Consider the following 24,615-nt stretch of genomic DNA (forward strand, 5'->3'; position numbering starts at 1 on the left):
CCGACCGCAGTCTCCCTCCCCCAGGCGACGAGGAGCCGGCCGCCGGGCGACCACCCGCTGAACACCGGCCGCCGGGCGCTACGAACCGAGCCCGGCCTCGGCCCGGCCCAGCGACACCAGCGCCGCGATCGCCACCAACCCCAGGTACGGCACGTACACCCGCGGCCGTCCCCCGGTGCCCGCCCAGGTCACCACGACGGACACCGCCCACACCAACGCCGTCCCCCCGGCCACGACGATCATCGGCAACCGCCCGTAGGAGCACACCCCCGACACGGCGTAGTCACAACTCCCCGTCGGGGCGAACGCCGTCAACCCGTACCCGATGACGACCGGTGCGACAACGCACAGCAGCACCGTCCCGAGCAGGGCGAATCCCCTCATGGGCCGCACGGTAGCAGCACCGCCACGGCGGTCCACATAGGACTCGCAAGGGGGAATCACGACCACTCTAAGGGGTCCGGGCCGTGCCCCCGCCCGTTGCCGGGAATCCAGCCGGGACGCACCCGCGGCGTGTCGGTGAAGACGGTGCCGAACGCGGTCAACGGCCACGCGTTCGCGAAGCCGGAGAACCGCCGCCGCGTCGAGGAGGCGCCGACCGCCACCGGCTACCGGCCGGATCGACGGCGCGATCGTGGGCCCGGAGGCGCCGCGGGCGCGCGATTCCGAAAACTCCCGCCCGGAACCCCGGTGGTGGTGCTCGGCGAGCACCCGGTGGACGTACCGGTCGACCACGTCGGCATCGACAACGCGGAGGCCGCACGGGTGGCCGTGGCGCACCCGGCGGGCCTGGTCGCACCAGGGTCGCGGCGACCGGCGCACACCCCCACCGCGGCACGGCGGCGCAACGCCCGGAGGGCTGCCGGCGGGCGCCGGCCGACGCGGGCCCGCCCGCCGATCGCGCCGGTCGAGGACGTGGGCGCGGGGCGGCGCGGGAGGCGTGCCGACCACGCCCGAGGCCGGGTCGGGCAGCACCGATACAGTGCGCTACCTGATCAAGCGCGCCACTGGTGGGTGACGCGCGTTCGGGGAGGAATCGCATGCCCAGCAACGATGAGTTAAAAGCCGGCCTGCGCGCCGTGTTCGACTCGGTGGTCGAGGACGGTCCGAGCTACACGAAGGTGTACGCGGCGGAGATCCGGCAGAAGAACTTCATCGTGTACCGCACCACCACGGTGAGCAACTTCGTCGTCGGCTTCCGGCCGGGCCGGACGGACCTCGTCGTGCTGCCGGTCGACGAGCGCGACGGGTCGCTGATCCCCGGCACCCCGCTGGCGATCACGGACGCCAACCGCGCCTCGGTGAAGAAGCGCGACCTCCAGGGCCGGTTCGTGATCAAGACGACGGACGGCCGGACGTTCCGGTTCACGGTGATCCCGTCGGTGCCGGAGCTGCTGTCGATCGCCTACCGGCTGCCGGTCGACCAGCGGGAGGAGTACGAGGCGTTCCTGGCGGTCCGGGACGCGCTCGTGGAGGCGTGATCCGGCCCGCGCCGGCCATGGAGATCTCCGATGGCCCGGGCCGCGACCGATTCGCCATGTTCTTCGATAACCGATACATCGACTACTTGGACAGCGATTAACCAGCGAAGAGCCGCCGCGCGCCGCGGTGCGGGTTCCCGATGCGCGCGGCGGCGGGGCTCCCCGGTCGCACCGGACGTACACGTCCGGGATGGTCGCTGATCACCTTCGGCGTGTACGCAGTACCGGAACGCGTTCTTCCCGGCCCTGCACCGAAGGAGAGCCGATGTCCCCACTGACCCGGCGAACGCTCATCGCCGGCGGCGTCGTGAGCGCCGGCGTGACGGTCCTCGCCCCCACCACCGCGAACGCCATCTCCTACCCGTTCACGCTGGGCGTCGCCTCCGGCGAGCCCGCCGCGGACGGCTTCGTCATCTGGACGCGCCTCGCGCCGAACCCGCTCGCCGCCGACGGCCTCGGCGGCATGGGCAGCGCCTCGGTCGCGGTGGACTGGCAGGTCTCGACCGACCGGCGGTTCACCCAGGTCGTGCGCGGCGGCACGGCGACCGCGTCCCAGGCGTGGGCGCACAGCGTGCACGTCGAGGTCGCCGGGCTGGAGCCCGACCGCGAGTACTTCTACCGGTTCCGCGCCGGCGGCCACATCTCGCCGGTCGGTCGCGGCGTCACCGCGCCCGCGGTGGGCACCAGCCCGGCGCTGACCATGCTGTTCGCCTCCTGCTCGCACTTCGAGGAGGGCTACTTCACCGCCTACCGGCGGATGGCCGAGGAGAACCCGGACCTCATCCTGCACCTGGGCGACTACATCTACGAGGGCGGTGCGACGACCACCAAGGTGCGCCAGTTCGCGCCGTCGGCGGAGATCGCGAACCTGGCCGACTACCGGGTGCGGCACGCGCAGTACAAGACGGACGTGGACCTGCAGGCCGCGCACGCCGCCGCGCCGTGGCTCGTGGTGTGGGACGACCACGAGGTGGAGAACAACTACGCCAACCTCGTGCGCGCCAACACCTCCCCCGCCGGCGACTTCAGGGCGCGGCGCGCGGCGGCGTACAAGGCGTACTACGAGCACATGCCGCTGCGGGCCGCGCAGGCACCGGTGGCGGAGAACATGCAGCTGTACCGGCGGGTCCGCTGGGGCAGCCTGGCCACGTTCCACCTGCTCGACACCCGCCAGTACCGCGACGACCAGGCGTGCGGCGACGGCACGAAGGTGTGCCCGGAGGCCGACGACCCGGGCCGCACGCTGCTCGGCTCGGCGCAGGAGTCGTGGCTGCTCGACGGCATGCGCCAGAAGCTGGGCACCTGGGACTTCCTGGGCCAGCAGGTGTTCTTCGCGCAGAAGCTCGCCTCCGCCGACGGGGCGAAGTCGATGGACTCCTGGGACGGCTACACCGCCAACCGCGACCGGGTGCAGCGCGGCTGGGACGCGGCGGGCCTGCGCAACACCGTCGTGCTCACCGGTGACGTGCACCGGTCGTGGGCGGCCGACCTGATGAACGACTACACCGCGCAGGACCGGGTCATCGGCACCGAGCTGGTGACCACGTCCATCACCTCCGGCGGCGACGGCAACGCCGCCGAGACGGGCCTGTCCGGCCTCAACCCGCACGTGAAGTTCTACAAGAACCTGCGCGGGTACGTCCGCACCGTCACCTCCCCCGGCCGGGTCGACGTCGACTTCCGCTTCCTGGACCGGGTCACCACCCGCGACTACCCGGTCCGGACGTTGCAGAGCTACGTCGTCCAGGCGGGCAACCCCGGATTGCAGGCACCGTGAAGAAGCTGATCCCGATGATCGTGGCGCTCCTGCTGGCGGGCGCCGGGACCGCGTCGGCGGCGGTCGCGTGGACCACCGCCAACAGCACCGCCACCGGCGACCAGGACAACGCCGCCGTGGCCGCGGTGCGCAACGGCTGGACGGCCGTGGTGTGGGAGGACGACCGCGACGACACGGCGCCGACCGACCCCGTGCACAGCGACGTGTGGGTGCGCCTGTTCAAGGACGGCGTGTCCCGCTACGAGAAGAAGCTGTCCGCGGGCGGCACGGGCACCTGGCGGCACGTGCAGCCGGACGTGGCGGTGCACGACAACGGCACCGCGGTCGTCGTCTGGGCCGAGGACGCGGACGGCAACGACTACTACAACATCCAGGTGCGCGAGCTGAACACCGGCGGCACGGTCACCGGGTCGGCTCGGGCCAACGCGAACACCGACGGGCAGCAGCTGAACCCCGCGGTGGCCGCCGACCCGGACGGCGCCGGGTTCGCCGTGGTGTGGGAGGACGAGCAGACCTCCGCCAACCCGACCGTGCGCGTGGCCGGGTTCGGGTCCGTGACGTCGAAGACCTACGAGGCGCAGGTGCACGCCACCGGCGGCACGCACCGGCGGCCGGACGTGGCGATGGGCGCGGCGGGCAACGCGATCGTGGTGTGGGACGAGGACGGTGACGGCAACGGGTTCTCCAACATCGGCCGCAAGGTCTTCACCCCGTCCGGCGGGGTGAAGCTCGCGCAGGGCGTGGCCAACGCGAGCGGTGACGGGCAGCAGCGGCGGCCGGTGGTGGCGGCGAACTTCAACGGCGACCACGTGGTGGCCTGGGAGACCGACCACACCGGCACGGCGGCGGTGGGCGTCCGCTCCTTCGCCGCCGGCGGCGCCGCGCGGACGACCGCCGACGCGGTGCTGGCGGGCACCGACCCGCAGGTCGGCGTCGACGACCAGCTCAACGTGGTCGTGTCGGCGGTCGAGGCACAGGACGTGGTGACGCAGGGCCTCAACCCGGACGGCACGGTCGCGGGCAGGTTGCCGCGTCAGCCGACCGTGTCCACCGCGGCGGGCAGGCAGGACGAGCCGGCGCTGGGCGTGGACGCGTGGGGCCAGATCACCGTCGCCTACACCGACGACCACGACGGCAACGGGTTCGACCAGGTCTACCTGGGCACCGGGCTGGTCAACAGCACCTGGTGAGCGGGCGGCGGCACGCCTGCCGGGCGTGCCGCTCAGCCCTCCTGCCCCAAGCGCCGGGTCGTCGGCGGGCAGCGGCCGGTCCCGGGCCCCAGCCGGCCATGGGCGCACACGACAGGCCGAAGAAATCGTTGGCGCGGCCAACACACGTCGGTTAACGTTGGCGACACCAACATTGGTGCGACCAACGGAGCGACGATGATCACGCCCTTCACCCTCGACGTGCCCCGGGCCGACCTGGACGACCTGGCCGACCGGCTGGCCCGGACCCGGTGGCCGGACGAGCTGCCCGACGCCGGGTTCGACTACGGCTTCCCCCTCGCCGAGGTCCGCGCGCTGGCCGACCGCTGGCAGCACGGCTACGACTGGCGGCGGCACGAGGCGGAGCTGAACGCGCTCCCGCAGTTCACCACCGTGATCGACGGGCAGCGCGTGCACTTCCTGCACGTCCGCTCACCGCGCGCCGACGCCCTGCCGCTCGTGCTCGTCCACGGCTGGCCGGGGTCGGTGGTGGAGTTCCTCGACGTCGTGGAACCGCTGTCCCGGGACTTCCACCTGGTCATCCCGTCGATCCCCGGGTTCGGCCCGTCCGGTCCGACGACCTCGCGCGGCTGGGACGTCGACCGCGTGGCGCGGGCGTTCACCGAGCTGATGGCCCGGCTGGGCTACCGGCGCTACGGCACGCAGGGCGGCGACTGGGGTTCGGGCATCGCCAAGGCGATGGCCGCCGCCGCGCCCGCGAACGTGGTCGCCGTGCACGTGAACTTCCTGCCCACGCCGCCGGTCGCCGGGGTCGAGCTGTCCGCCGAGGACGAGCGGCGGCTGGAGCGCACCAGGGCGCTGATGCGCAACCGGCCCGGCTACCAGGTGCTCCAGGCCACGCGGCCGCAGACGATCGCCTACGCGCTGACGGACTCCCCGGTCGGGCAGCTGGCGTGGATCGCGGAGAAGTTCACCGAGTGGACCGACCCGGACTCCCGGATCGACGTCGACCGGGTCCTGACCAACGTGATGCTGTACTGGCTCACGGGCACGGCGGGGTCGTCCGCGCGGCTGACCCGCGAGACGGGCATCGGCGCGACCGGCTGCCCCGCACCCCTGGGCGTGGCCGTGTTCCCGCACGACATCGTGCTGCCCGTGCGCCCGCTGGCCGAACGCGCCCACCGGGTCGAGCACTGGAGCGAGTTGCCGCGCGGTGGCCACTTCGCCGCGCTGGAGGCGCCCGACCTGTTCGCCGCCGACGTCGGTGCGTTCTTCGCGGGACGCTCCTGACCGCAATCGTGCGGTGGCACTCCGCCACCGACCTAGGTAGAGTTAGACCATGGTCAGCACGCGGCGAGGGCCGAAGATGACGCTCCCCACCCAGCTCGTGCTGGGTGTGCTGCTGGAGGACCCCACCGCGTCCCGGTACGGGCTGGAGATCTGCCAGACCGCGGGTCTGGCCAGCGGCACGGTCCACCCCATCCTGGCCCGGCTGGAGCAGTGCGGCTGGGTGACGAGCCGGTGGGAGGAGATCGACCCCAGCGAGCACGGCAGGCCCCGGCGGCGGTACTACCGGCTCGACCCCGGCAGCGTCGCCGCCGCCCAGGCCGCCCTCGCGCGGGCCAAGACCCCGGTCGCCCGGTTGGGCCTGCTCCGACAACACCTGGCAGGTGGGACATGACCAGGAGGCGGCGCAGGCTCGCGAACCTCGTCACCCTCGCGCGGGACCTGGAGGTCGCGCTGAACGGCAAGCTGGACCGCATCCTCGACCGCAAGCTCGCGCACGACCTCGCCGTGGAGCTGCGGTGGGCGATCGAGCGCAGCCGGGTGATCGACGACCTGCGGCTGTTCGAGGTCTACGAGCGGGTGCGCGAGCTGGAGTCCGCCGTCGAGTCGCACTGCCTCGGCAAGGCGGGGTTCGGGCCCCTGTCGGCGGGCGCGCGGTCCATCCGGGTCGACCTGGACACGATCGCGCGGACGACGGTCCCGTCCGGCCCGGCCGAGAAGCTGGTTGCGCTGGCGGTCGCCGCGCTCCCGCTGCCCCACCAGGCCCGGTTCAGCGAGGAGTTCCGCGCGGAACTCGCCGACCTGCCCCGCGGCCGGCGCTGGGGGCACGCGCTCGGGCTGGTGTGCCGGTCGCCGGGGCTGCGCCGGGCCCTGGTCGGCGAACCCGCGCCGCGATCGGCCCGGCGATGAGCGTCGCACCGGAGGTCATGACGCGGGCGCTGCGGCGGCTGCGGCCCCTCCGGCACGTCCCCGGCCCCGAGCACCGGTCCATCCTCGTGGTGGACATCGCGGGCTTCGGCCGGTGGAGCGACCCCGACCAGATGACGGCGCGGCACGTGCTGTGGCACGCCATGCGCACCGGGCTGCGCGCCGCGGGCGTGCGGTGGTCCGACCTCGCCGTGCAGAACCGGGGCGACGGGATGATGGTGCTCGTCCCCGCCACCGTGTCCAAGCTGGACCTGCTCGACCCCGCCATCCCGCGGCTGGTCGCCGTGCTGCGGGAGCACAACGACTCCGTCCCGCCGGACCGGCGGGTGCGGGTGCGGCTCGGCCTGCACGCGGGCGAGGTGCACCGCGACCCGCACGGCTGGGTCGGCAGCGACCTCAACACCGCCTGCCGCCTCACCGACAGCGCGCCCGTGCGCGAGCACCTCGTGGGCAACGCCGTGCTGGTCGTGTCGGAGGTGATCCACCAGGGCGTGGTGCGCCACGGCTACCGCCGCGTCGACCCGACCGCGTACACCAGCGTCGACGTGGCGCTGAAGGAGCTGCGCACGCGGGCCTGGGTGACCACCCGGTTCTGATCAGACCACCAGCGACACCCCGGTCGCGGTGACGACCACGGCCACCGCGCCGTCCAGCACCCGCCACGCCGAGGGCCGCGCGAACGTGCCCGACAACCACCGCGCGCCGAACCCGAGCGCGCCGAACCACAGCGCGCTGGCCGTCATCGCGCCGGCCGCGAACCACCACCGGTCACCGCCGAACCCCGTCGACGCGGTGCCCAGCAGCAGCACGGTGTCCAGGTAGACGTGCGGGTTGAGCCAGGTCAGCGCCAGGCAGGTGGCGATCGCCGCGGACGCCGCGCCGCCGAGCTCCAACGCCGCCGGCCGCAGCACCCGCCGCGCCGCGAGCACGCCGTAGCCCACCAGGAACGCCGCGCCGACCCACCGCACCACCTCCAGCGCCCCCGGCCACGCCGTGAACACCGCGCCGACCCCACCGACGCCCGCCGCGATCAGCAGGGCGTCCGAACCCGCGCAGATGGCCACGACCGCGGGCACCTGCCGCCGCAGCACGCCCTGCCGCAGCACCAGGGCGTTCTGGGCGCCGATCACGACGATGAGGGACAGCCCGGTGCTGAGCCCGGCGAGCCACGCGTAGGTCATGGCGACGACGCTAGGAACCGCCCCGCCATAAGGCCAGCTACACTTTCTTACGTATCATCAGCCACCGTGATGCTGGACCCGGAGTGCGTGCGCACCCTGCTGGCCGTCGTGGACGAGGGCACCTTCGACGCCGCCGCCAAGGCCCTGCACGTCACACCGTCGGCGGTGAGCCAGCGGATCAAGCTGCTGGAGCAGCGCACCGGCCGCGTGCTGCTGGTCCGCGGCAAACCCGCCCGCCTCACCGACTCCGGCGCGGTGATCGCCCGCTACGGCAGGCAGCAGGCGCTGCTGGACCGCGACGCGCGCGAAGCGCTCGGCCTGGTCGAGGACCCCACGCCCGTCCCCGTCGCGGTCAACGCCGACTCGCTGGCCACCTGGTTTCGCCGCGTGGTGCAGGAGCTGGCCACCGACGAGGGCCTGGTGCTGACCGTGCGCCGCGACGACCAGGACCACACCGCCGACCTGCTGCGCCAGGGCCTCGTCGTCGGCGCCGTCACCTCCTCGCCCCGCCCCGTGCAGGGCTGCGCCGTCCGCCCGCTCGGGAGCATCCGCTACCACGCCGTGGCCACCAGGGCCTTCGCCCGCCGCTGGCTCGCCGACGGCCGACCGCTGCACGAAGCCCCCGTGATCGTCTTCGACGAGAAGGACGACCTCCAGGACCGCTTCTGCCGCGAGCTGTCCGGCCACGACGCCTCCGCCCACCGCCACCACCTGCCCGACGGGCACGTCTTCGAGGACGCCGTGACCGCGGGCGCCGGCTGGGCCCTGCTCACCGAGCACCAGGTCGCCGCCCACCGCCGGCTCGTGCACCTCGCCCCCGACCACCCGGTGGACGTGCTGCTGCACTGGCAGCAGTGGAAGCTCGACTCACCCCCGCTGGCCCGGGTCGCCGACGCCGTCCTCCGCGCCGCGGCGGCCGAACTGCACTGAACGCCCCACCCGGCACACCCGTTCGCCGAGCCCGCGTGAGCGGTTCGCCGGTCGTTCACCTGCAGGCCGCCCGACCATCACCACGCAGTGTCCACGCCTGTTTACCGTCTGCGAAGCCCTCACCGCCGTCGTTCGAGAAGACGAAGGGTTTCGCATGTCAGGACGCAGAGCTCCCCTGGCGCTGCTCGCCACCGGCGTCGTCACCGCCGCCGCCCTCACCGCCATCGCCTCCTCCGGGCAGGTGCCAGCCGCCTCGGCCGCCACCACCACCCTCACCCCCACCGCCGACACCTACGTCGACAACTCGACCACCGGCACCAACTACGGCACCTCCGGCCAACTCGGCGTGGACGGCTCGCCGACCAAGCGGCTCTTCCTCAAGTTCACCGTCACCGGCGTGTCCGGCACCATCACCGCCGCCACGCTGCGCCTGCACACCGACGACGCCTCGGGCTCGACCAGCCCGGCCGGCGGCGCGGTGCGCGCCCTGACCGACACCACCTGGTCGGAGACCGGCGTCACCTGGAACAACCAGCCCGCCCTCGACGGCGCCGCGCTCGGCTCCCTCGGCTCCGTCGCCCGCAACGCCTGGTACGAGGTCGACGTCACCGCGCACGTGCGCGCCAACGGCACCTTCGGCTTCGGCCTCACCAGCACCAACACCGACGGCGCCGACTACGACTCCCGGGAGACCGGCGCCACCGCGCCGCAACTCGTGATCACCACCGGCACCACGACCACCACCACGACCACGCCCCAGACCGGCGCGGACCCCGTGCTCGTCGGCGCGGGCGACATCGCCGACTCCGGCTCCGGCGACAGCGCCACCGCCGCCCTGCTCGACGGCATCCCCGGCACGGTCTTCACCACCGGCGACAACGTCTACGACAACGGCACCGCGAGCGAGTTCGCCGGCTACTACGACCCGACCTGGGGCAGGCACAAGGCCCGCACCCGACCCTCGCCGGGCAACCACGACTACAACACCAGCGGCGCGACCGGCTACTACAACTACTTCGGCGCGCAGGCCGGCCCGTCCGGGCGCGGCTACTACTCCTACGACCTGGGCAACTGGCACATCGTCTCGTTGAACAGCAACACCAGCACGGCGACCGGCTCCGCCCAGGAGCAGTGGCTGCGCGCCGACCTGGCCGCCAACACCAAGCCCTGCACGGCGGCCTACTGGCACCACCCCCTGTTCACCTCCGGCGCCAACCACGCGCCCTCCACCGCCACCCGGCCCCTGTTCCAGGCCCTCTACGACCACAACGCCGACCTGGTGCTGTTCGGCCACAACCACCAGTACGAGCGGTTCGCGCCGCAGAACCCCGGCGGCGGCCTCGACACCACCCGCGGCATCCGCACCTTCGTCGCCGGCATGGGCGGAGCGAGCCACTACGGCTTCGGCACCATCCAGGCCAACAGCGAGGTCCGCAACAGCACCGCCTACGGCGTGCTCAAGCTGACCCTGCACAGCACGAGCTTCGACTGGCAGTTCGTGCCCGTGGCGGGCCAGACCTTCACCGACAGCGGCACCACCGCCTGTCACTGACCCGCCGACCGCCGCGCCCGGTCGTCCCCCGACCGGGCGCGGCACCCCGCCCACGGAGGTGCGCCCGTGTACCTGTCCACCCTCACCCGTCCCAGGACCGCCGGCTGGAAGGGCGTCAGCGCCAACGTCTTCGCCCTCGGCGCGGTCAGCCTCGTCACCGACGTCTCCGCCGAGATGGTCACCGCCGTCCTGCCGCTCTACCTCGTCGTCGGGCTCCAGCTCAGCCCCGCCGCCTACGGCGTCATCGACGGCCTCTACACCGGCGCCACCACCCTCCTGCGCCTCGTCGGCGGCTACCTCGCCGACCGCACCGACCGGCGCAAGGCCGTCGCCGGCTTCGGCTACGGGCTCTCCGCAGTGGCCAAGATCGGCCTCCTGCTGGCGGGCGGCTCCACCGGCGCGCTCGGCGCGGTCATCGCGGTGGACCGCGCGGGCAAGGGACTGCGCACCGCGCCCCGCGACGCCCTGATCACCCTGTCCACCCCCGCGGGCGACCTCGGCCGGGCGTTCGGCGTGCACCGGGCGATGGACGGGATGGGCGCGTTCGCCGGGCCGCTGGTCGCCCTGGCCGTCCTCGCGCTGGCCGGCGAGTCGTTCGACTCCGTCTTCCTCACCAGCGCGTGCATCGCGACGCTCGGCGTGGTCATCCTCGTGCTGTTCGTGCGCGACCACCGCGCCGCCGTGCCGTCGCAACCGGTCCGCGTCGGCGCGATCGGCGCGCTGTGGCGCGACACCCGCGTGCGCCGGGTCGTGCTCGCCGCCTCGGCCCTGGGGCTCGCCACCATCGGCGACGGGTTCGTGTACCTGCTGCTGCAGAAGCGCGAAGGGCTGTCGATCGGCTGGTTCCCGCTGCTCGCGGTCGGCACGAGCCTGGTCTACCTGCTGCTGGCCGCGCCGCTGGGCGCGCTGGCCGACCGGGTGGGCAGGCTCCCGGTGCTGCTCGGCGGGTACCTGGCGCTGGGCGCGGTGTACCTGCTGCTGTTCGGTCCCCTGGGCGGGTGGCCACTGGTCGTGGCGGCGGTCGCGCTGTACGGCCTGTTCTACGCGGCCACGGACGGCGTGCTGATGGCGCTGGTCGGACCGCTGCTGCCGGAGCGGCTGCGCACCACCGGCATCGCGCTGATCCAGAGCGGGCAGGCGCTGGCGTACCTGGCCTCGTCGGTGCTGTTCGGCCTGGCCTGGCAGTCCTGGGGGCCCGAGGCCGCCACCCGCCTGGCCGCCGCCGGCGTCGGGCTCACCCTGGTCGTCACCGCCGCGCTGGTGGGGCGTCGCCCATGAGCACCAAGCTCCGCCTGGTGATCACCGCGGTCGTCGCCGTCGTGCTGGCCGGGATCGCGGTCGGGTACGCGGCCCTGTCCCGCACCGGGGTGCCCGACGAGGTGGCGTCGACCACCGTCGGCGGGCCCCGGTTGGTGGTGCTGAGCAACGGCAGGCTGTCGACCGTGTCGCGCGACGACCCCGGCGGGCCGCGCGAGGTGACCGAGCAGCGCTGCGACCGGGTCTACCGCGCGGGCGGGACCACGTCGTGCCTGCGACCCGTCGGCGCGTTCAAGGCGGGCGAGCTGGCGGTGCTCGACACCGGCCTGCGCGAGGTGCGGACCGTGCCGCTGACCGGCTTCCCGAACCGCACCAGGGTGTCCCCGAGCGGCCGGATGGTGGCGTGGACGCTGTTCGTGGACGGCCACTCGTACGCGGCCAACGGGTTCTCCACCAGCACCGGCATCCTGGACACGCGGACGGGCGCCCTGGTGCGCTCGCTGGAGGAGTTCACGTCCACAGTAGACGGTGAACCGGCCACCGCCGCCGACCGGAACTTCTGGGGCGTCACCTTCGCCGCCGACGACAACCGCTTCTACGCCACCATGTCCACCGGCACCCACCGCTACCTGGTGGAAGGCGACTTCGCCGCCCGCACCCTGCGGTCCGTCGCGGACAACGTCGAATGCCCCTCGCTGTCACCGGACGGCGATCGCATCGCGTACAAGGCGGCGGTGAACGGCGACCCGCAACAGGGTTGGCGGCTGTCCGTCATGGACCTGCGCACCCTGGCCACCACCCCGCTCGCGGAGGCGCGGAGCGTCGACGACCAGCCGGCGTGGGTGGACGGGCGGACCGTCGCGTACGGCATCCAGCGCGACGACGGCGTGAACGACGTGTGGTCCGTGCCGGCGGACGGCTCGGGCACACCGGCGATCCTGGTCCCGGAAGCCAACTCCCCCGCCCCGGTCGACTGACCACTTCCCGCGTTCGTGTGCGCCACCGTGGCGCCATGGACGAACAGCCGGGAGCGCCGGGTGCGGCTCACGGTCATCCGGCTGATCCGCGACAACCTGCACCTCCCCGAAACCGATCCGCGCACCCGGCGCGGTCACGACTTCGACTTCACCGGAGCAGTGTTCGACGGCGGCGACTTCGACGGGGCGGCGTTCACCAGTGGGGTCGTCGACCTGTCCCGGGTCGAGCGAGCGCCCGCCAAGCTGTGGCCCACCGGCGTTCGGTGCCCCCGGGCCTCCTGTTGTCTCCCCCACCCCCGAGGCGCTTTTTCAGTCAACACTGAAGTTATAGAGAGATCAGAGCACTGTCCGGTGGACACCGCCGGCCCAACGCGTTCGGCCGCGCAGCGGGTTCCTGAGCTGTTCCACCGATGGGAGAATCGGCACCTGACAACGTTGTCACGACCTCCTACCCCTGCCGGAGGTTCCAGATGCGTCTCCGCTCCGCGGCCGTCGCCGCACTCACCCTCGCCGCGCTCGCCGTCCCCGTCCTCACCGGGTCGGCGCACGCCGCCATCACCGATCCCGCCCAGCACGTCAACCCGTTCGTCGGCACCAGGCCCGGCGGCCCGGACTTCGGGCACGGCGGTGGCGCGGGCAACACCTTCCCCGGCGCGGTCGCGCCGTTCGGCATGCTCCAGTGGAGCCCCGACACGGTGACCCACCAGCACGGCGGCTACCACTACGACGACAACCGCATCCGCGGCTTCAGCCTCACCCACCTGTCGGGCCCGGGGTGCAGCGACTTCGGCACCGTGCCGTTCATGCCCTCCCTCGGCACGACGCCCGCCGCGTACTCGACGTTCGGCCACGCCAACGAGGAGGCGTCCCCCGGCTACTACTCGGTGCGCTTCGACAACGGCATCCGCACCGAGCTGACCGCCAACCAGCGCTCCGGCGTCGCCCGGTTCACCTACCCGGCCGGCCAGCGCGCCTCGCTGAACGTCGACGCCGCCCGCGCGTTCAACGCCGCCACCGGCTCGGTCACCATCGGCACCGACAGCATCTCCGGCTACACCGACAGCGGCGGGTTCTGCGGCGCGGGCAACCGGTACCGGCTGCACTTCCACGTCACCTTCGACCAGCCCTTCGCCTCGACGGCGACGGTCGCGGACGGCCGGGTCACGCCCGGTGGCCGCACCGTCGAGGGGAGCAGCCGGGGTCGCGCCGCCACCGCGCCCAAGACCGCGGGCACCCAGCACGTGCCCGCGCCGTCGGCCACCGCCGAGGACGTGCAGCCGTTCGCCGCGTCGGCGTTCGTGTCGTTCAACGCCACCACCGTCACCGCGCGGGTCGGCATCTCGTTCGTCAGCGTCGACAACGCCAGGGCCAACCTCGCCGCCGAGACCGGCACCCGGTCGTTCGACGACGTGCGCACCGCCTCCCGGGCCGCCTGGAACGGGTGGCTCGGCCGGATCGACGTCGCCGGCGGCACGTCCACCCAGTTGCGCACGCTCTACACCTCGCTGTACCACTCGCTGCTGCACCCCAACGTGTTCAGCGACGTCAACGGCCAGTACACCGGCTTCGACCGGCAGACCCGCACCACCTCGCGGACCCAGTACGCGAACTTCTCCGGCTGGGACGTCTACCGGTCACAGATCGCGCTGGTCGCGCTGCTGGGACCCGCCGAGGCGGCCGACATCGCCCAGTCCGCGGTCAACCAGGCCGCCCAGGGCGGCTACTTCGACCGGTGGACGGTCGCCAACGGCGGCACGGGCGTGATGAACGGCGACCCGATGCCGATCATCGTGTCCACCGCGCACGCGTTCGGCGGCACGGGGTTCGACACGGCCGACGCGCTGCGCCGCATGGTCGCGGGCGTGAACGACATCCGCCAGCGCCCGGGGTGGTTGCAGTTCAACGACTACGGCTACGTGCCCACGGGCCTGGGCGACGTGTGGGGCTCGGCGGCGACCACACTGGAGTACACCAGCGCGGACTTCGCCATCTCCCAGTTCGCGGCGCGGCTCAACGACGCCGGCACGGCGGACAACTTCCTGCGGCGCGCGCAGAACTGGCGCAGCCTGTTCAACTCGGGCAGCAAGTACGTGCAGCCGCGCAACACCGACCTGTCGTGGCCCGCGTTCAGCCCGACGCAGGAGAACGAGTACGTCGAGGGCAACGCGGCGCAGTACACGTGGATGGTGCCCTACAACCACCGCGGGCTGTTCGACGCGATGGGCGGCAACGCGGCGGTCGTGTCGCGGTTGGACACCTTCTTCACCGAGCTGAACGCCGGCTCGAAGAAGCCCTACGCGTACCTGGGCAACGAGCCGACGCTCAACACGCCCTGGGCCTACGCGTACGCGGGCGCGCCGCAGAAGGCGCAGGACGTCGTGCGGTGGGCGTTGACGTCGATCTTCCTGCCCACGCCGGAGGGCCTGGTCGGCAACGACGACCTGGGCGAGATGTCGTCCTGGGCGGTGTGGGCGGCGCTGGGCCTGTACCCGCAGGCACCGGGCCGGGCCGAGCTGGTGCTGGCCAGCCCGCAGTTCCCGAGCACGACCATCAGGCGCGGCAACGGGGTCACGATCGCCATCACCGCGCCCAACGCCTCCGACAGCGCCAAGTACGTCCAGGCGCTGACCGTCAACGGCACCGCGTCGAGCAGGCCCTGGCTGCCCGCGTCATTCGTCGCGCAGGGCGGCGCGCTGGACTTCACCCTGGGCACCGCGCCGTCGAGCTGGGGCAGCGCCGCCGCGGACGCACCGCCGTCGTTCGACGTGGGCCCGAACCCGGCGCGGTCGGGCGCGGTCGTCGGCCTGGGCGGCAAGTGCGTGGACGCCGAACCGGCGGGCCCGACCGACGGCGCACCCGTCCGGCTGTGGGACTGCAACAGCTCGGCCGCCCAGCAGTGGACCCTCGCCCCGGACGGCACGCTGCGGGCGCTGGGCCGGTGCCTGGACGTCAGCGGCAGCGCCCGGGTCAACGGCGCGAAGGTGCAGCTGTGGACGTGCAACGGCACCGGCGCGCAGCAGTGGTGGCCGAAGGGGTCGACGCTGGTGAACTCCCCGTCCGGCAAGTGCCTCGACGTGCCCAACAGCAACGCCGTCAACGGCGTCCAGTTGCAGATCCACGACTGCAACGGCACCGGCGCGCAGCAGTGGCGGCTGCCGTGAGGTGAGGCGAAGGGGTAATTGGCCGGTCGCCACGGCTCTCCCAACACGTGGCGACCGGCCGTTGTCACCGCCGGGCGGCTACTTGACGCCTCCCGCGGTCAAGCCGGCGATGATCCTGCGCTGGAACACCAGCACCGCCACGACCAGCGGCACGGTCACGATCACGCCGGCGGCCATCTGCGTGCCGAACGGCTGGTCGAAGCCGTACGCGCCGGTGAACCGGGAGATCGCGACGGTGGCGGTCTGCATCTTGCTGTCGTTCACCATCGACAGCGCGATGATGAACTCGTTCCACGCCGCGATGAAGGTGATGATCGCGGTGGTGAAGATGCCCGGCGCGGCCAGCGGCAGGATCACCTTGCGGAACGCCTGGCCGCGCGTGCAGCCGTCGATCATGGCCGCCTGCTCCAGCTCCTCGGGCATCTGCCGGAAGAACGCGGTCAGGTTCCACACCGCCAGCGGCAGCGCGAACGACAGGCTGGGCACGATCATCGACTGGTAGGTGTTGATCCAGCCGATGTCGGTGAACAGCGCCAGCAGCGGCACCAGCAGGGAGATGCCGGGGAACATCGAGGTGGCGATGATCAGCGCCGCGACCGCGTTCTTGAACCGGAACTGGAGCCGGGCCAGCGCGTAGGCGGCCGAGACGCCGATGACCAGCGTGAGCGCGGTGGTCACGCCCGCCACGACGAGGCTGTTGAGCAGCGACCGGCCGAACCCGACGCCGGGCGCGAACACGGCGGTCAGGTTGTCCAGCGAGAACGGCGCGGGCAGCGGCGTCAGCTCGAACTGGTCGGACGGGCGGCGGAACGCCGACACCGCCATCCAGTAGAACGGCGCCAGGCAGTAGACGAGGATCAGCAGCAGGCCGACGACGGTCAGCGCCTTGCGGCCCGCCGTGGCGTTGCCCCCGGTCGTGACACTCATTTGCGCGCCCTTTCCCGAGCGGCGCCGATGACGTCCGCGCCCAGCAACCGCACGAACACCAGCGCGGTGATCGCCACGTAGGCGAACAGGATCGTCGCGTACGCGGCCGCGGGCCCGAACCGCAGGCTCGACGCCTCGTCGAACGCCACCATCGACAGCGTCTCCACCGACTCCTTGCGGCTGCCGATGAGCACGAACGGCAGGTCGAACATCCGCAGCGCGTCGAGCACCCGGAACAGCACGGCCACCAGCAGGGCCGGCTTCACCAGGGGCAGGGTGATGCGCCAGAACTGCCGCCACGGCGAGGCGCCGTCGACGCGGGCCGCCTCGTAGACGTCGTTCGGGATGATCTGCAACCCCGCCAGCACGAGCAGGCCGACGAACGGCGCGGTCTTCCACACGTCCGCGAGGATCACCGCGAACTTCGCCTGCCAGCCCTCGGTGGTCCACAGGACCTGCTGCCCGATGACCGCGTTGGCCACGCCGTCGGCCTGGAAGATCCAGCGCCACAGCAGGGCGGACACGGCGGTGGGCACGGCCCACGGCACGAGGATGCTGGCCCGCACGATGCCGCGCCAGCGCAGCGCGTGGTGCATGACCAGCGCCATGGCGACGCCGATCACGACTTCGAGGGCGACGGTGACGGCGGTGAACAGGGTGGTGTTGCCGAACGCGTTCCAGAACCGGGAGGCGGACTCCCCGGCGAAGATCGCGGTGTAGTTGTCGAGCCCGACGAACTGCGAGCCCTCCACGACGAAACCGCTCTCGTCGAGGTCCGTCCCCTCGCGGAACACCGACTCGCGCAGCGCCGCCACCAGCGGGTACCCGACCACGAGGCCGAGCACGACGAACGTGGGTGACAGCAGCGCCGCGGCGAGTCGCCCCGCGCCCGAGGTGGCACCCCGGGCGCGGCGGGCGACCGTCGTCACTTCAACAGCTCCTGCAACTTCGACTGGAGGTCCTTGAGCGCCGCGTCGCTGGGCTTCGCCCCGGTCAGCGCGGCGTAGGCGGCTTCCTGGATCGCCTGCGTGACGTCACCGTAGCGGACGGCCTGCGGGCGGGGCTTGGCCGAGAGGATCGACTCCTTCAGCGTGGGCAGGTACGGGAACTGCTTGATCAGCTCCGCGTCGTCGTACAGGCTCGCCAGGGTCGGGGCCTGCGAGGTGGCCAGCAGGTTGGAGCGCTGCGAGGACTCGCTGGTGAAGAACTTGATGAAGTCCAGCGCCGTGGCCTTGTTCTTGCCGAACGCGGAGATGGCGAAGTTGTGGCCGCCGAGGGTGGAGCTGCCGGGGCCGTTCAGGCCGGGCAGGGGCGCGACGTCGAACTTGCCCGCGACCTGCGAGGAGCCGTCGGTCTTGCCGGCGAGGTTCCACTGGTAGGGCCACTGGCGGTGGAACAGCAGCTCGCCGGCCTGGAACGCGCGGCGGCCCTCCTCCTCCTTGTAGGTGATGGCCTTGTCCGGGATGATGCCCTGCTTGAAGCCGGTGACCAGGGCGTCCAGCCCGGCCTTGGCCTCGGGGGTGTCGACGACCGGCTTGCCGGACGGGTCGACCACGTCGCCGCCCGCGGAGTGGACGGCCTCGTCGAAGTTGACCGTCAGGCCCTCGTACTTCTCGAACTGGCCCGCGTAGCAGCCGATCTGCGGCTGCGCGGCCTTGACGGCCTGGCAGGCCGCGGTCAGCTCGGCCCACGTCTTCGGCGGCTTCAGGCCGGCCGCGTCGAGCAGGTCCTTGCGGTAGTACAGCAGGCCGCCGTCGGAGTAGACCGGCGCGGCGTAGAGCTTGTCGCGGTACTGCGCCGTCTTGATGGCGGGCTGGAGGAACTTGTCCAGTTCGAACTGGTCGGTGGGCAGCTCCACGACCCAGCGGTTGGCCGCGAACTCGGCCGTCCACACCACGTCGAGGTTGAGGATCGTGTACGCGTCGGACTTGACCTGCGCGTTCTGCACCATCTGCTGGCGCTGGGCGTCGGCGGACTCGGGCAGTTCGATGATCCGGACCTTCTCGTCCGCGTGCTTGGCGTTCCACTCGTCGACGAGCTTCTGCATGTTGCCGGACGTGTCCTTGCCGGTGGCGAAGGTGACCTCGCCCCGGCCTTCGAGCGCACCGCTGGGCTGCTCGCCGCCTTTGTCCCCCCCGCTGCCGCACGACGCGAGCAGGACTGCCACGCCCAGCACCGCGGTTGCCCGCAGCGCCGTTGTCCGAACGCCCATTACCGAGACTCCCATTCGTTCAGGTCTTGCCTTGTCAAGCGGATCGGCGCGCTGCCGCGGCTGATGAGCCCGCCGGGCAGCACCACGCCCCGATCGCCGGTGGTGCTCGTGCCCTCCAGGAGGTCGACCGCGGTGCGGGCGAACCCCTCGACGGGTTGCCCGACCGAGGTGGGACCACCGTCCACAACAGAGGCCGGCGGTGAGTCGCCGGAACCCGTCACCGCGACGTCGGTCCCCGGCCGGAGCACTGCACCGTGCACACCTACCGCAAGGGGGTCGCCCACCGCGATCACCACGCGCGGAGGGACTTCGGGGTCCAGCAGGTATCGGATCACCGCCCCGCCCGCCGCGCCGGCGTCGGCCTCGGCGGGCACGCGGCGGTCCGCGGGCAGGTCGAGGGCGGTGCGGCCCACCTGCCGGCCGCGCGGCCCGTCCGCGCAGCGGTGGCGCGGGGCGTCGGCCGAGCCGTGGTCCGGAGCGTGCGGACGGTCGACCGGGCGGTGGCCCAGGTGGTGGTGTGCGGTGTCGGTGGGCGCGGAGCGGGCCGGGGTCCACCGGGCGGTGGTGGCGGCGACACCCGAGTCGGTGAGGTGGTCGAGGTGGTGCTCGCAGGAGGCACGGGCGTGCAGCGCGAGCCGGCGGGTCGTCACCGGGTCGCCGGGACGCGCCATCGCTGCCCTCCCCGTCGCAGAGCACGCCGGCGCGACCGGTGGCGCGCGGCGACGGCCGAATGACCGCTCGAAATCGGCGGTACTGTGTCGCGAGCCACAAGACCGTGTCAAGGAGTGGGACGGTCGACGTGACCTGACCGCAACTGACGGGTAACTGGCGGGTGCTCCGGCGACGCCTCCTGGGAGCGGTGCCGGCCAGCCGCGGGCGAACGCCGCAACCTCCTCCGGCAAGCGCCGGTCCTGCGGCAACCGCTCGTCGGGACCGGTAGTCCACGCGAGTGCGGCACGGTCCACGTGGGACCGGAGGGCGCGCGATCACCGCCGTCGACCGACCCGGGGGGCGGGGCACCCCGTTCCGTTGGCCCGCCGTGACCTCCCGGTGATCAACACCTGGATCGCGGTACGGCCCGCGACTTCACCACGTAGCCGGGCGACCACGCGACGCGACGGGAAGGACCGTCCGACCGCCCTCCCCGTCACGCGGACCAGCAGGTGCCCTGGCCGCTGTTGACCACCGCGTTGTCGTGGAAGACCGTGTTCGTGCCGCACGGGCCCTCGCGGATCGACGAGTTGGTCGCGGTCGGGTTCTGCGCGTGGATGTCGGGGTCGTTCGGGAACTCGCCGCCCGCGGCGAGCCGGATCTCGCCGCCGTTCGCGATGTCCACGCGGTCGACGACCAGGCCGCCGCTCTCCGACCCGCCGAAGACCCCGCGGCCGCCGCCACGGGCCTCGACCGTGCCGACCCGGATGTTCGTCGGGCGGGAGTTGCCGATCCGGCCATTGCGGTTGGCCGTGCGGAACGCGGCGCAACCCGTGCCGGCGCCCGCGTTGTCGGAGTCGACGGTGGCGTTGATCGTCTGGTTGAGCAGCAGGCCGGATTCGCCGACCCGGCGGGGAGTGCTCTCGTCCGGTGATCACCCAACGGCTTGGTGAGCGCTTTCCGGAGCGGCGGTGGGAACCCCGGCGCGATCGGTCGGTGGTGGGTGGCGGCGGCCCGCCGAGGGACGTGGCGGGCCGCTGCCGTGCCCATGACCTGGGAGCGTTCCCAGGACTATTCGGTAGTGAATCGGATGAGCCGGCACCCGTCAAGACCCCGGCGCGTACGACCGTTCGGGCTAACGGGTGATGATGTAGGCGATCCCGCCCGACCCGCCGGCGACGGAGCCGTCCGCGCGGTGGCGCTTGGTGCGCAGCCACACGGTCTCGAACTGAGCGCGGTCGTAGACGTGGCGCACCGCCTCGTCGGTCGGTGACGCCGGGTCGTTGGCGATCACGTCACCGTCCTCGGTGAAGCCCACGACGACCATGATGTGGCCGGCCGTGCCGTAGCCCGCGCCGTCGAGCTCGTCCGCCCGGAACGACTGGGACGTGATCACCGGGACGCCGCGCGCGACGTACCGCTCCAGTTCGGACAGCGAGCGCAGCCGCGTGACGTGGCCGCGCAGGCCGAAGGTGGCCGCGTAGGCGGTGTTGAACGGCCAGTTGCCCGCGCCCCGGTAGTCGTGGTCGTAGGTGTGCCGGGCGGCGTGGTCGACCGACCGGTCGACGTGGTCGGGGTCCAGCCAGGACAGGTCGTCGGCGCTCGGGCCGCGCCCGTGGAACTCCACGACCATCTCGGTGGACGTGGGGCTGCACCACGCCTCGCCGCCGCCGTCGTACTCCGGGTAGTGGCCCTCGTGCACGTTCTGCGAGTAGCGCGGCACCGCCAGCTCCACGCCCCGGGCGACGCCGGGCGCGCTGGGCGGCACGGTGAAGCGGTCCGGGATGGCGGAGGCCATCGCGCCGGCCATGCGCAGGAGGGGCGACGTGCGCGTGCCCGCGAGGCGGTAGAGGGTGACGCGCAGCTGGAAGGCGCGCAGGGGCCGCGCGGCCAGGAAGGTGTCCACGTCGACCGAGCCGTCCTCGTCGGCCTGGCCGGGGACCGTGGTGCGCCGGATGTCCCGGTCGCCGGACGCCCACCGGCCCATGACGTACCAGCGGGTGCCGTCGCCGCGCAGCTCCACCTCCAGCCACGTGCCGGGCGGGGTGTCGGCGTTCCAGGACGCCACCGCCTGGGTCGCGCCGAAGCCGAGGACGTGGCGCGGGGACGTCCACCGGGCGTAGTCGTAGCCGTCGAGGGCGCCGACCGGCCGGTCGATCGCCAGGCCGCCCGCCACGGGCGCGGTGCCCTCGTGCCCGCCCTGGGCGAGCTGCGCCGACCGCCACTCGCGGTAGTCGACGCGCGCGCCCTCGGCCACCGCGGGAGGAGCCGCGGTGAAGCCGAGGGCGAGGACGGCGGACAGGACCGGCACGACGCGGGACGTCATGTCGGAAATTGTCGCGCTGACGTGTTACTTTGCAATCATCCAACAGAGTGTCAGGCGCGACCCCGGCGCTTGGTCCACACGTCGTAGGCGACGGCGGCCAGCAGGACCAGGCCCTTGACCAGCATCACCCGCTCGCTGGGCGCGCCGATCAGCGACATGCCGTTGTTGATCACGCCCATGATCAGGCCGCCGGTGATGGCGCCGACCACCCGGCCGACACCGCCCTGGACGGCCGCACCGCCGATGAACGCCGCCGCGATCGCGTCCAGCTCGAACGCGTTGCCCGCGGTCGGACCGGCCTGGTTGAGGCGACCGGCGAAGATCACGCCGGCCAGGGCCGAGAGCAGGCCCATGTTCACGAACACCCAGAACGTGACCTGCTTGACCTTCACGCCGGACAGCGTCGCCGCCTGGAGGTTGCCGCCGATGGCGTAGATGTGCCGGCCGAAGACCGACTTGTTCGCCATCACCGAGTAGCCCAGCGCCAGCACCGCGAGCAGCACGAGCACCCAGGGCAGGTTGCGGAACCGGGCCAGCTGCACGACCACGGCCAGCACCACGGCCGCCGCCAGCGCGATCTTCGCCACGAAGATCGGGAACGGGTCGACGACCTGCCCGTAGGCCAGCCGCGCCTTGCGGTTGCGCCACTGGTTGAACGCGAACCCGGCCACCACCGCGACGCCGACCAGCAGGCTGAGCAGGTCCGCGCCGCCCAGCGGGCCGAGGCCGACGTTGCCCAGGTAGCCCTCGGTGAAGCCGTTGGCCAGGGTGCGGATCTGCTCCGGGAACGGGCCGATGCCCTGGTTGCCCAGCACGGTCAGGGTGAGCGCGCGGAACACCAGCATGCCCGCCAGCGTGACGATGAACGCCGGGATGCCGAAGAACGCCACCCAGTAGCCCTGCGCCGCGCCGATCACCGCGCCCGCGAGCAGCGTGATCAGCACCGCCAGCGGCCACGGCAGGCCCAGCTGCACGGTCAGCACCGCGCAGATCGCACCCGTCAGCGCCACCACGGACCCCACCGACAGGTCGATGTGCCCGCCGATGATCACCAGGATCATGCCGATGGCCAGGATCAGCACGTAGGAGTTCTGCACGATGATGTTGGAGATGTTCTGCGGGGTCAGCAGAGCACCGTTCGTCAGCACCGTGAACAGCACCACGATCAGCGCGAACGCGATGTAGATGCCGGACTGCCGCAGGTTGACGGTGAACCTGCGCTGCGGCTGCCCGGCCTGGTGGGCCTCCGGCGTGGCCGCGATCTTGGTGGTCATGTGGTCTGTCCCTGGGTCATGTGGTGCATCAGGCGTTCCTGGGTGGCTTCGGCGCGGTCGAGCTCGCCGGTGATCCGGCCCTCGGACAGGGTGTAGATCCGGTCGCACAGGCCGAGCAGCTCCGGCAGCTCGGACGAGATGACCAGCACCGCGCGGCCCTGGTCGGCCAGGTCGTTGATGATCGAGTAGATCTCGTACTTCGCGCCGACGTCGATGCCGCGGGTCGGCTCGTCGAGGATGAGCACCTCCGGGTCGGTGAACATCCACTTCGCCAGCACGACCTTCTGCTGGTTGCCGCCCGAGAGCGACGCGGTCGGCGTGGCGACGCTGGGCGTCTTGATGTTCATCGAGCGGCGGTAGGACTCGGCGACCGAGTGCTCCTCGTTCTCGTTCACCCAGCCGCGCGGCGCCAGCTTCTCCAGCCCGGCCGCGGACACGTTGAGCTTGACGTCCTGGATCAGGTTCAGCCCGTACCGCTTGCGGTCCTCGCTGACGTAGGCCAGGCCGTGCTCGATGGCCTTGCGGACGCTGCGCGTGTCGATCTCGCGGCCGTCCTTGACCACCCGGCCGGACACGCCGACGCCGTAGGTCCGCCCGAACACGCTCATCGCCAGCTCGGTGCGGCCCGCGCCCATGAGCCCGGCCAGGCCGACGATCTCGCCGCGCCGCAGCACCAGGGTGGCGTTGTCGACCACGACCCGGTCGGGCTGGGACGGGCTGTGCACCGTCCAGTCCTCGATCCGCAGCACCTCGTCGCCGATCTTCGGCGTCCGCGGCGGGTAGCGGTGCTCCAGGTCGCGGCCGACCATGCCGGCGATGATCCGGTCCTCGGTGACGTCCCGCGCGGGCAGCGTCTCGATCGTGCGGCCGTCGCGCAGGATCGTGATGCTGTCGGCGATCCGCGTCACCTCGTTGAGCTTGTGCGAGATGATCACCGAGGTGATGCCCTCGTCGCGCAGCCCGTCGAGCAGGTCGAGCAGGTGCGCGGAGTCGTCGTCGTTCAGCGCCGCCGTCGGCTCGTCCAGGATGAGCAGCCGGACGTCCTTGGCCAGCGCCTTGGCGATCTCCACGAGCTGCTGCTTGCCCACGCCCAGGTCGTGCACGGGCGTCGTCGGGTTCTCCCGCAGGCCCACGCGGGAGAGCAGGGCGCCCGCCGCGTGGTTGGTGCGGTTCCAGTCGATGAACCCGCGCCTGGCCCGCTCGTTGCCGAGGAACAGGTTCTCCGCGATGGACAGCTGGCCGCACAGCGCCAGCTCCTGGTGGATGATCACGATGCCGCGCCGCTCGCTGTCGCGGACGCCGCCGAACGAGCACGGCTCGCCCTCGAAGACGATCTCGCCCTCGTACGACCCGTGCGGGTGGACGCCCGAGAGCACCTTCATCAGCGTGGACTTGCCCGCGCCGTTCTCACCGCAGATCGCGTGGATCTCACCGCGCCGCACGGACAGCGTGACGTCGTGCAGCGCGGTGACCCCGGCGAACCGCTTGGTGATGCCGCGCATCACCAGGATTTCGTCGGACATGGT

The 24,615-nt window shown here is 72.4% G+C and carries 22 protein-coding genes; 12 read left to right on the top strand and 10 right to left on the bottom strand.

All coding sequences use genetic code 11. From position 1 onward, the window contains the following. Positions 1-78: 78 nt before the first annotated feature. Positions 79-384 carry a hypothetical protein gene (locus tag ACIGNX_RS18450; protein ID WP_396541510.1) on the bottom strand — a complete coding sequence of 102 codons (306 nt, stop codon included), beginning with the start codon at positions 382-384 and terminating at the stop codon, positions 79-81. Positions 385-1,040: 656 nt separating this feature from the next. Between ACIGNX_RS18450 and ACIGNX_RS18455 the strand changes: the two genes are divergently transcribed. From ACIGNX_RS18455 to ACIGNX_RS18485, 7 genes are all read left to right on the top strand, one after another. Then, positions 1,041-1,481, top strand: coding sequence for a hypothetical protein (locus tag ACIGNX_RS18455; RefSeq protein ID WP_396541512.1), 441 nt, complete (start codon positions 1,041-1,043; stop codon positions 1,479-1,481). A gap of 265 nt (positions 1,482-1,746) precedes the next feature. Then, positions 1,747-3,258: an alkaline phosphatase D family protein gene (locus ACIGNX_RS18460; RefSeq protein ID WP_396541514.1), complete on the top strand. Its 1,512-nt coding sequence runs from the start codon at positions 1,747-1,749 to the stop codon at positions 3,256-3,258. Then, entirely contained in the window at positions 3,255-4,448 is a 1,194-nt protein-coding gene (locus ACIGNX_RS18465; RefSeq protein WP_396541516.1) for a hypothetical protein, read from the top strand. The genes ACIGNX_RS18460 and ACIGNX_RS18465 overlap by 4 nt, the downstream gene beginning before the upstream one ends. Before the next feature lie 195 nt (positions 4,449-4,643). Beyond that, entirely contained in the window at positions 4,644-5,717 is a 1,074-nt protein-coding gene (locus ACIGNX_RS18470; RefSeq protein ID WP_396541518.1) for an epoxide hydrolase family protein, read from the top strand. Positions 5,718-5,766: 49 nt separating this feature from the next. After that, positions 5,767-6,108 carry a PadR family transcriptional regulator gene (locus tag ACIGNX_RS18475; protein ID WP_396541520.1) on the top strand — a complete coding sequence of 114 codons (342 nt, stop codon included), beginning with the start codon at positions 5,767-5,769 and terminating at the stop codon, positions 6,106-6,108. Next, a complete protein-coding gene (locus ACIGNX_RS18480) occupies positions 6,105-6,623 on the top strand; it encodes a hypothetical protein (protein WP_396541521.1) in 519 nt (172 codons plus the stop codon). The genes ACIGNX_RS18475 and ACIGNX_RS18480 overlap by 4 nt, the downstream gene beginning before the upstream one ends. After that, positions 6,620-7,237 (top strand): hypothetical protein, encoded by a 618-nt coding sequence (locus ACIGNX_RS18485; RefSeq protein ID WP_396541523.1) that lies wholly within the window; start codon positions 6,620-6,622, stop codon positions 7,235-7,237. The genes ACIGNX_RS18480 and ACIGNX_RS18485 overlap by 4 nt, the downstream gene beginning before the upstream one ends. Here ACIGNX_RS18485 and ACIGNX_RS18490 read toward each other — a convergent pair whose 3' ends face one another. Continuing rightward, positions 7,238-7,822 carry a LysE/ArgO family amino acid transporter gene (locus ACIGNX_RS18490; protein ID WP_396541525.1) on the bottom strand — a complete coding sequence of 195 codons (585 nt, stop codon included), beginning with the start codon at positions 7,820-7,822 and terminating at the stop codon, positions 7,238-7,240. Positions 7,823-7,891: 69 nt separating this feature from the next. Between ACIGNX_RS18490 and ACIGNX_RS18495 the strand changes: the two genes are divergently transcribed. The 5 genes from ACIGNX_RS18495 (at position 7,892) to ACIGNX_RS18515 (ending at position 15,699) form a co-directional block, all read left to right on the top strand. Further along, entirely contained in the window at positions 7,892-8,752 is an 861-nt protein-coding gene (locus tag ACIGNX_RS18495) for a LysR family transcriptional regulator ArgP (RefSeq protein ID WP_396541936.1), read from the top strand. A gap of 154 nt (positions 8,753-8,906) precedes the next feature. Then, positions 8,907-10,304 carry a DNRLRE domain-containing protein gene (locus ACIGNX_RS18500; protein WP_396541527.1) on the top strand — a complete coding sequence of 466 codons (1,398 nt, stop codon included), beginning with the start codon at positions 8,907-8,909 and terminating at the stop codon, positions 10,302-10,304. A 66-nt stretch (positions 10,305-10,370) separates the two neighbouring features. Next, entirely contained in the window at positions 10,371-11,582 is a 1,212-nt protein-coding gene (locus ACIGNX_RS18505) for an MFS transporter (RefSeq protein ID WP_396541529.1), read from the top strand. After that, positions 11,579-12,538, top strand: a complete 960-nt coding sequence (locus ACIGNX_RS18510) for a hypothetical protein (RefSeq protein ID WP_396541531.1) — start codon at positions 11,579-11,581, stop codon at positions 12,536-12,538. The genes ACIGNX_RS18505 and ACIGNX_RS18510 overlap by 4 nt, the downstream gene beginning before the upstream one ends. A 470-nt stretch (positions 12,539-13,008) precedes the next feature. Then, complete coding sequence (locus ACIGNX_RS18515; RefSeq protein WP_396541533.1) at positions 13,009-15,699, top strand: lectin; 2,691 nt, start codon at positions 13,009-13,011, stop codon at positions 15,697-15,699. 78 nt (positions 15,700-15,777) lie between these two features. Here ACIGNX_RS18515 and ACIGNX_RS18520 read toward each other — a convergent pair whose 3' ends face one another. The 8 genes from ACIGNX_RS18520 to mmsA form a co-directional block, all read right to left on the bottom strand. Continuing rightward, entirely contained in the window at positions 15,778-16,626 is an 849-nt protein-coding gene (locus ACIGNX_RS18520; RefSeq protein WP_396541535.1) for a carbohydrate ABC transporter permease, read from the bottom strand. Beyond that, positions 16,623-17,555: a carbohydrate ABC transporter permease gene (locus ACIGNX_RS18525; protein ID WP_396541537.1), complete on the bottom strand. Its 933-nt coding sequence runs from the start codon at positions 17,553-17,555 to the stop codon at positions 16,623-16,625. Before ACIGNX_RS18525 ends, ACIGNX_RS18520 begins: the two co-directional genes overlap by 4 nt. After that, positions 17,552-18,793: an ABC transporter substrate-binding protein gene (locus tag ACIGNX_RS18530; protein ID WP_396541539.1), complete on the bottom strand. Its 1,242-nt coding sequence runs from the start codon at positions 18,791-18,793 to the stop codon at positions 17,552-17,554. Before ACIGNX_RS18530 ends, ACIGNX_RS18525 begins: the two co-directional genes overlap by 4 nt. 44 nt (positions 18,794-18,837) lie before the next feature. Further along, on the bottom strand, positions 18,838-19,509 hold the full coding sequence (locus tag ACIGNX_RS18535) for a substrate-binding domain-containing protein (protein WP_396541541.1): 672 nt from the start codon (positions 19,507-19,509) through the stop codon (positions 18,838-18,840). Between the two features lie 476 nt (positions 19,510-19,985). Next, positions 19,986-20,174, bottom strand: coding sequence for a hypothetical protein (locus ACIGNX_RS18540; protein ID WP_396541543.1), 189 nt, complete (start codon positions 20,172-20,174; stop codon positions 19,986-19,988). A 450-nt stretch (positions 20,175-20,624) separates the two neighbouring features. Next, positions 20,625-21,815: a C39 family peptidase gene (locus ACIGNX_RS18545; RefSeq protein WP_396541545.1), complete on the bottom strand. Its 1,191-nt coding sequence runs from the start codon at positions 21,813-21,815 to the stop codon at positions 20,625-20,627. A gap of 50 nt (positions 21,816-21,865) precedes the next feature. Next, positions 21,866-23,089: a multiple monosaccharide ABC transporter permease gene (gene mmsB, locus ACIGNX_RS18550; protein WP_396541547.1), complete on the bottom strand. Its 1,224-nt coding sequence runs from the start codon at positions 23,087-23,089 to the stop codon at positions 21,866-21,868. After that, the gene (gene mmsA, locus ACIGNX_RS18555; protein WP_396541549.1) at positions 23,086-24,612 is read right to left on the bottom strand and encodes a multiple monosaccharide ABC transporter ATP-binding protein; all 1,527 of its coding nucleotides are present in this window, start codon (positions 24,610-24,612) and stop codon (positions 23,086-23,088) included. The genes mmsB and mmsA overlap by 4 nt, the downstream gene beginning before the upstream one ends. Positions 24,613-24,615 lie beyond the last annotated feature (3 nt).

The organism is Actinosynnema sp. NPDC053489 (assembly GCF_044544865.1).
In the GTDB taxonomy this organism is placed as follows: domain Bacteria; phylum Actinomycetota; class Actinomycetes; order Mycobacteriales; family Pseudonocardiaceae; genus Actinosynnema.

Coding starts and splice junctions, on each gene's coding strand:
- ACIGNX_RS18475 (WP_396541520.1), top strand. CDS start 5,767: ATGGTCAGCACGCGGCGAGGGCCGAAGATGACGCTCCCCACCCAGCTC.
- ACIGNX_RS18510 (WP_396541531.1), top strand. CDS start 11,579: ATGAGCACCAAGCTCCGCCTGGTGATCACCGCGGTCGTCGCCGTCGTG.
- ACIGNX_RS18460 (WP_396541514.1), top strand. CDS start 1,747: ATGTCCCCACTGACCCGGCGAACGCTCATCGCCGGCGGCGTCGTGAGC.
- ACIGNX_RS18495 (WP_396541936.1), top strand. CDS start 7,892: ATGCTGGACCCGGAGTGCGTGCGCACCCTGCTGGCCGTCGTGGACGAG.
- ACIGNX_RS18515 (WP_396541533.1), top strand. CDS start 13,009: ATGCGTCTCCGCTCCGCGGCCGTCGCCGCACTCACCCTCGCCGCGCTC.
- ACIGNX_RS18500 (WP_396541527.1), top strand. CDS start 8,907: ATGTCAGGACGCAGAGCTCCCCTGGCGCTGCTCGCCACCGGCGTCGTC.
- ACIGNX_RS18520 (WP_396541535.1), bottom strand. CDS start 16,626: ATGAGTGTCACGACCGGGGGCAACGCCACGGCGGGCCGCAAGGCGCTG.
- mmsB (WP_396541547.1), bottom strand. CDS start 23,089: ATGACCACCAAGATCGCGGCCACGCCGGAGGCCCACCAGGCCGGGCAG.
- ACIGNX_RS18545 (WP_396541545.1), bottom strand. CDS start 21,815: ATGACGTCCCGCGTCGTGCCGGTCCTGTCCGCCGTCCTCGCCCTCGGC.
- mmsA (WP_396541549.1), bottom strand. CDS start 24,612: ATGTCCGACGAAATCCTGGTGATGCGCGGCATCACCAAGCGGTTCGCC.
- ACIGNX_RS18455 (WP_396541512.1), top strand. CDS start 1,041: ATGCCCAGCAACGATGAGTTAAAAGCCGGCCTGCGCGCCGTGTTCGAC.
- ACIGNX_RS18480 (WP_396541521.1), top strand. CDS start 6,105: ATGACCAGGAGGCGGCGCAGGCTCGCGAACCTCGTCACCCTCGCGCGG.
- ACIGNX_RS18535 (WP_396541541.1), bottom strand. CDS start 19,509: ATGGCGCGTCCCGGCGACCCGGTGACGACCCGCCGGCTCGCGCTGCAC.
- ACIGNX_RS18485 (WP_396541523.1), top strand. CDS start 6,620: ATGAGCGTCGCACCGGAGGTCATGACGCGGGCGCTGCGGCGGCTGCGG.
- ACIGNX_RS18450 (WP_396541510.1), bottom strand. CDS start 384: ATGAGGGGATTCGCCCTGCTCGGGACGGTGCTGCTGTGCGTTGTCGCA.
- ACIGNX_RS18490 (WP_396541525.1), bottom strand. CDS start 7,822: ATGACCTACGCGTGGCTCGCCGGGCTCAGCACCGGGCTGTCCCTCATC.
- ACIGNX_RS18470 (WP_396541518.1), top strand. CDS start 4,644: ATGATCACGCCCTTCACCCTCGACGTGCCCCGGGCCGACCTGGACGAC.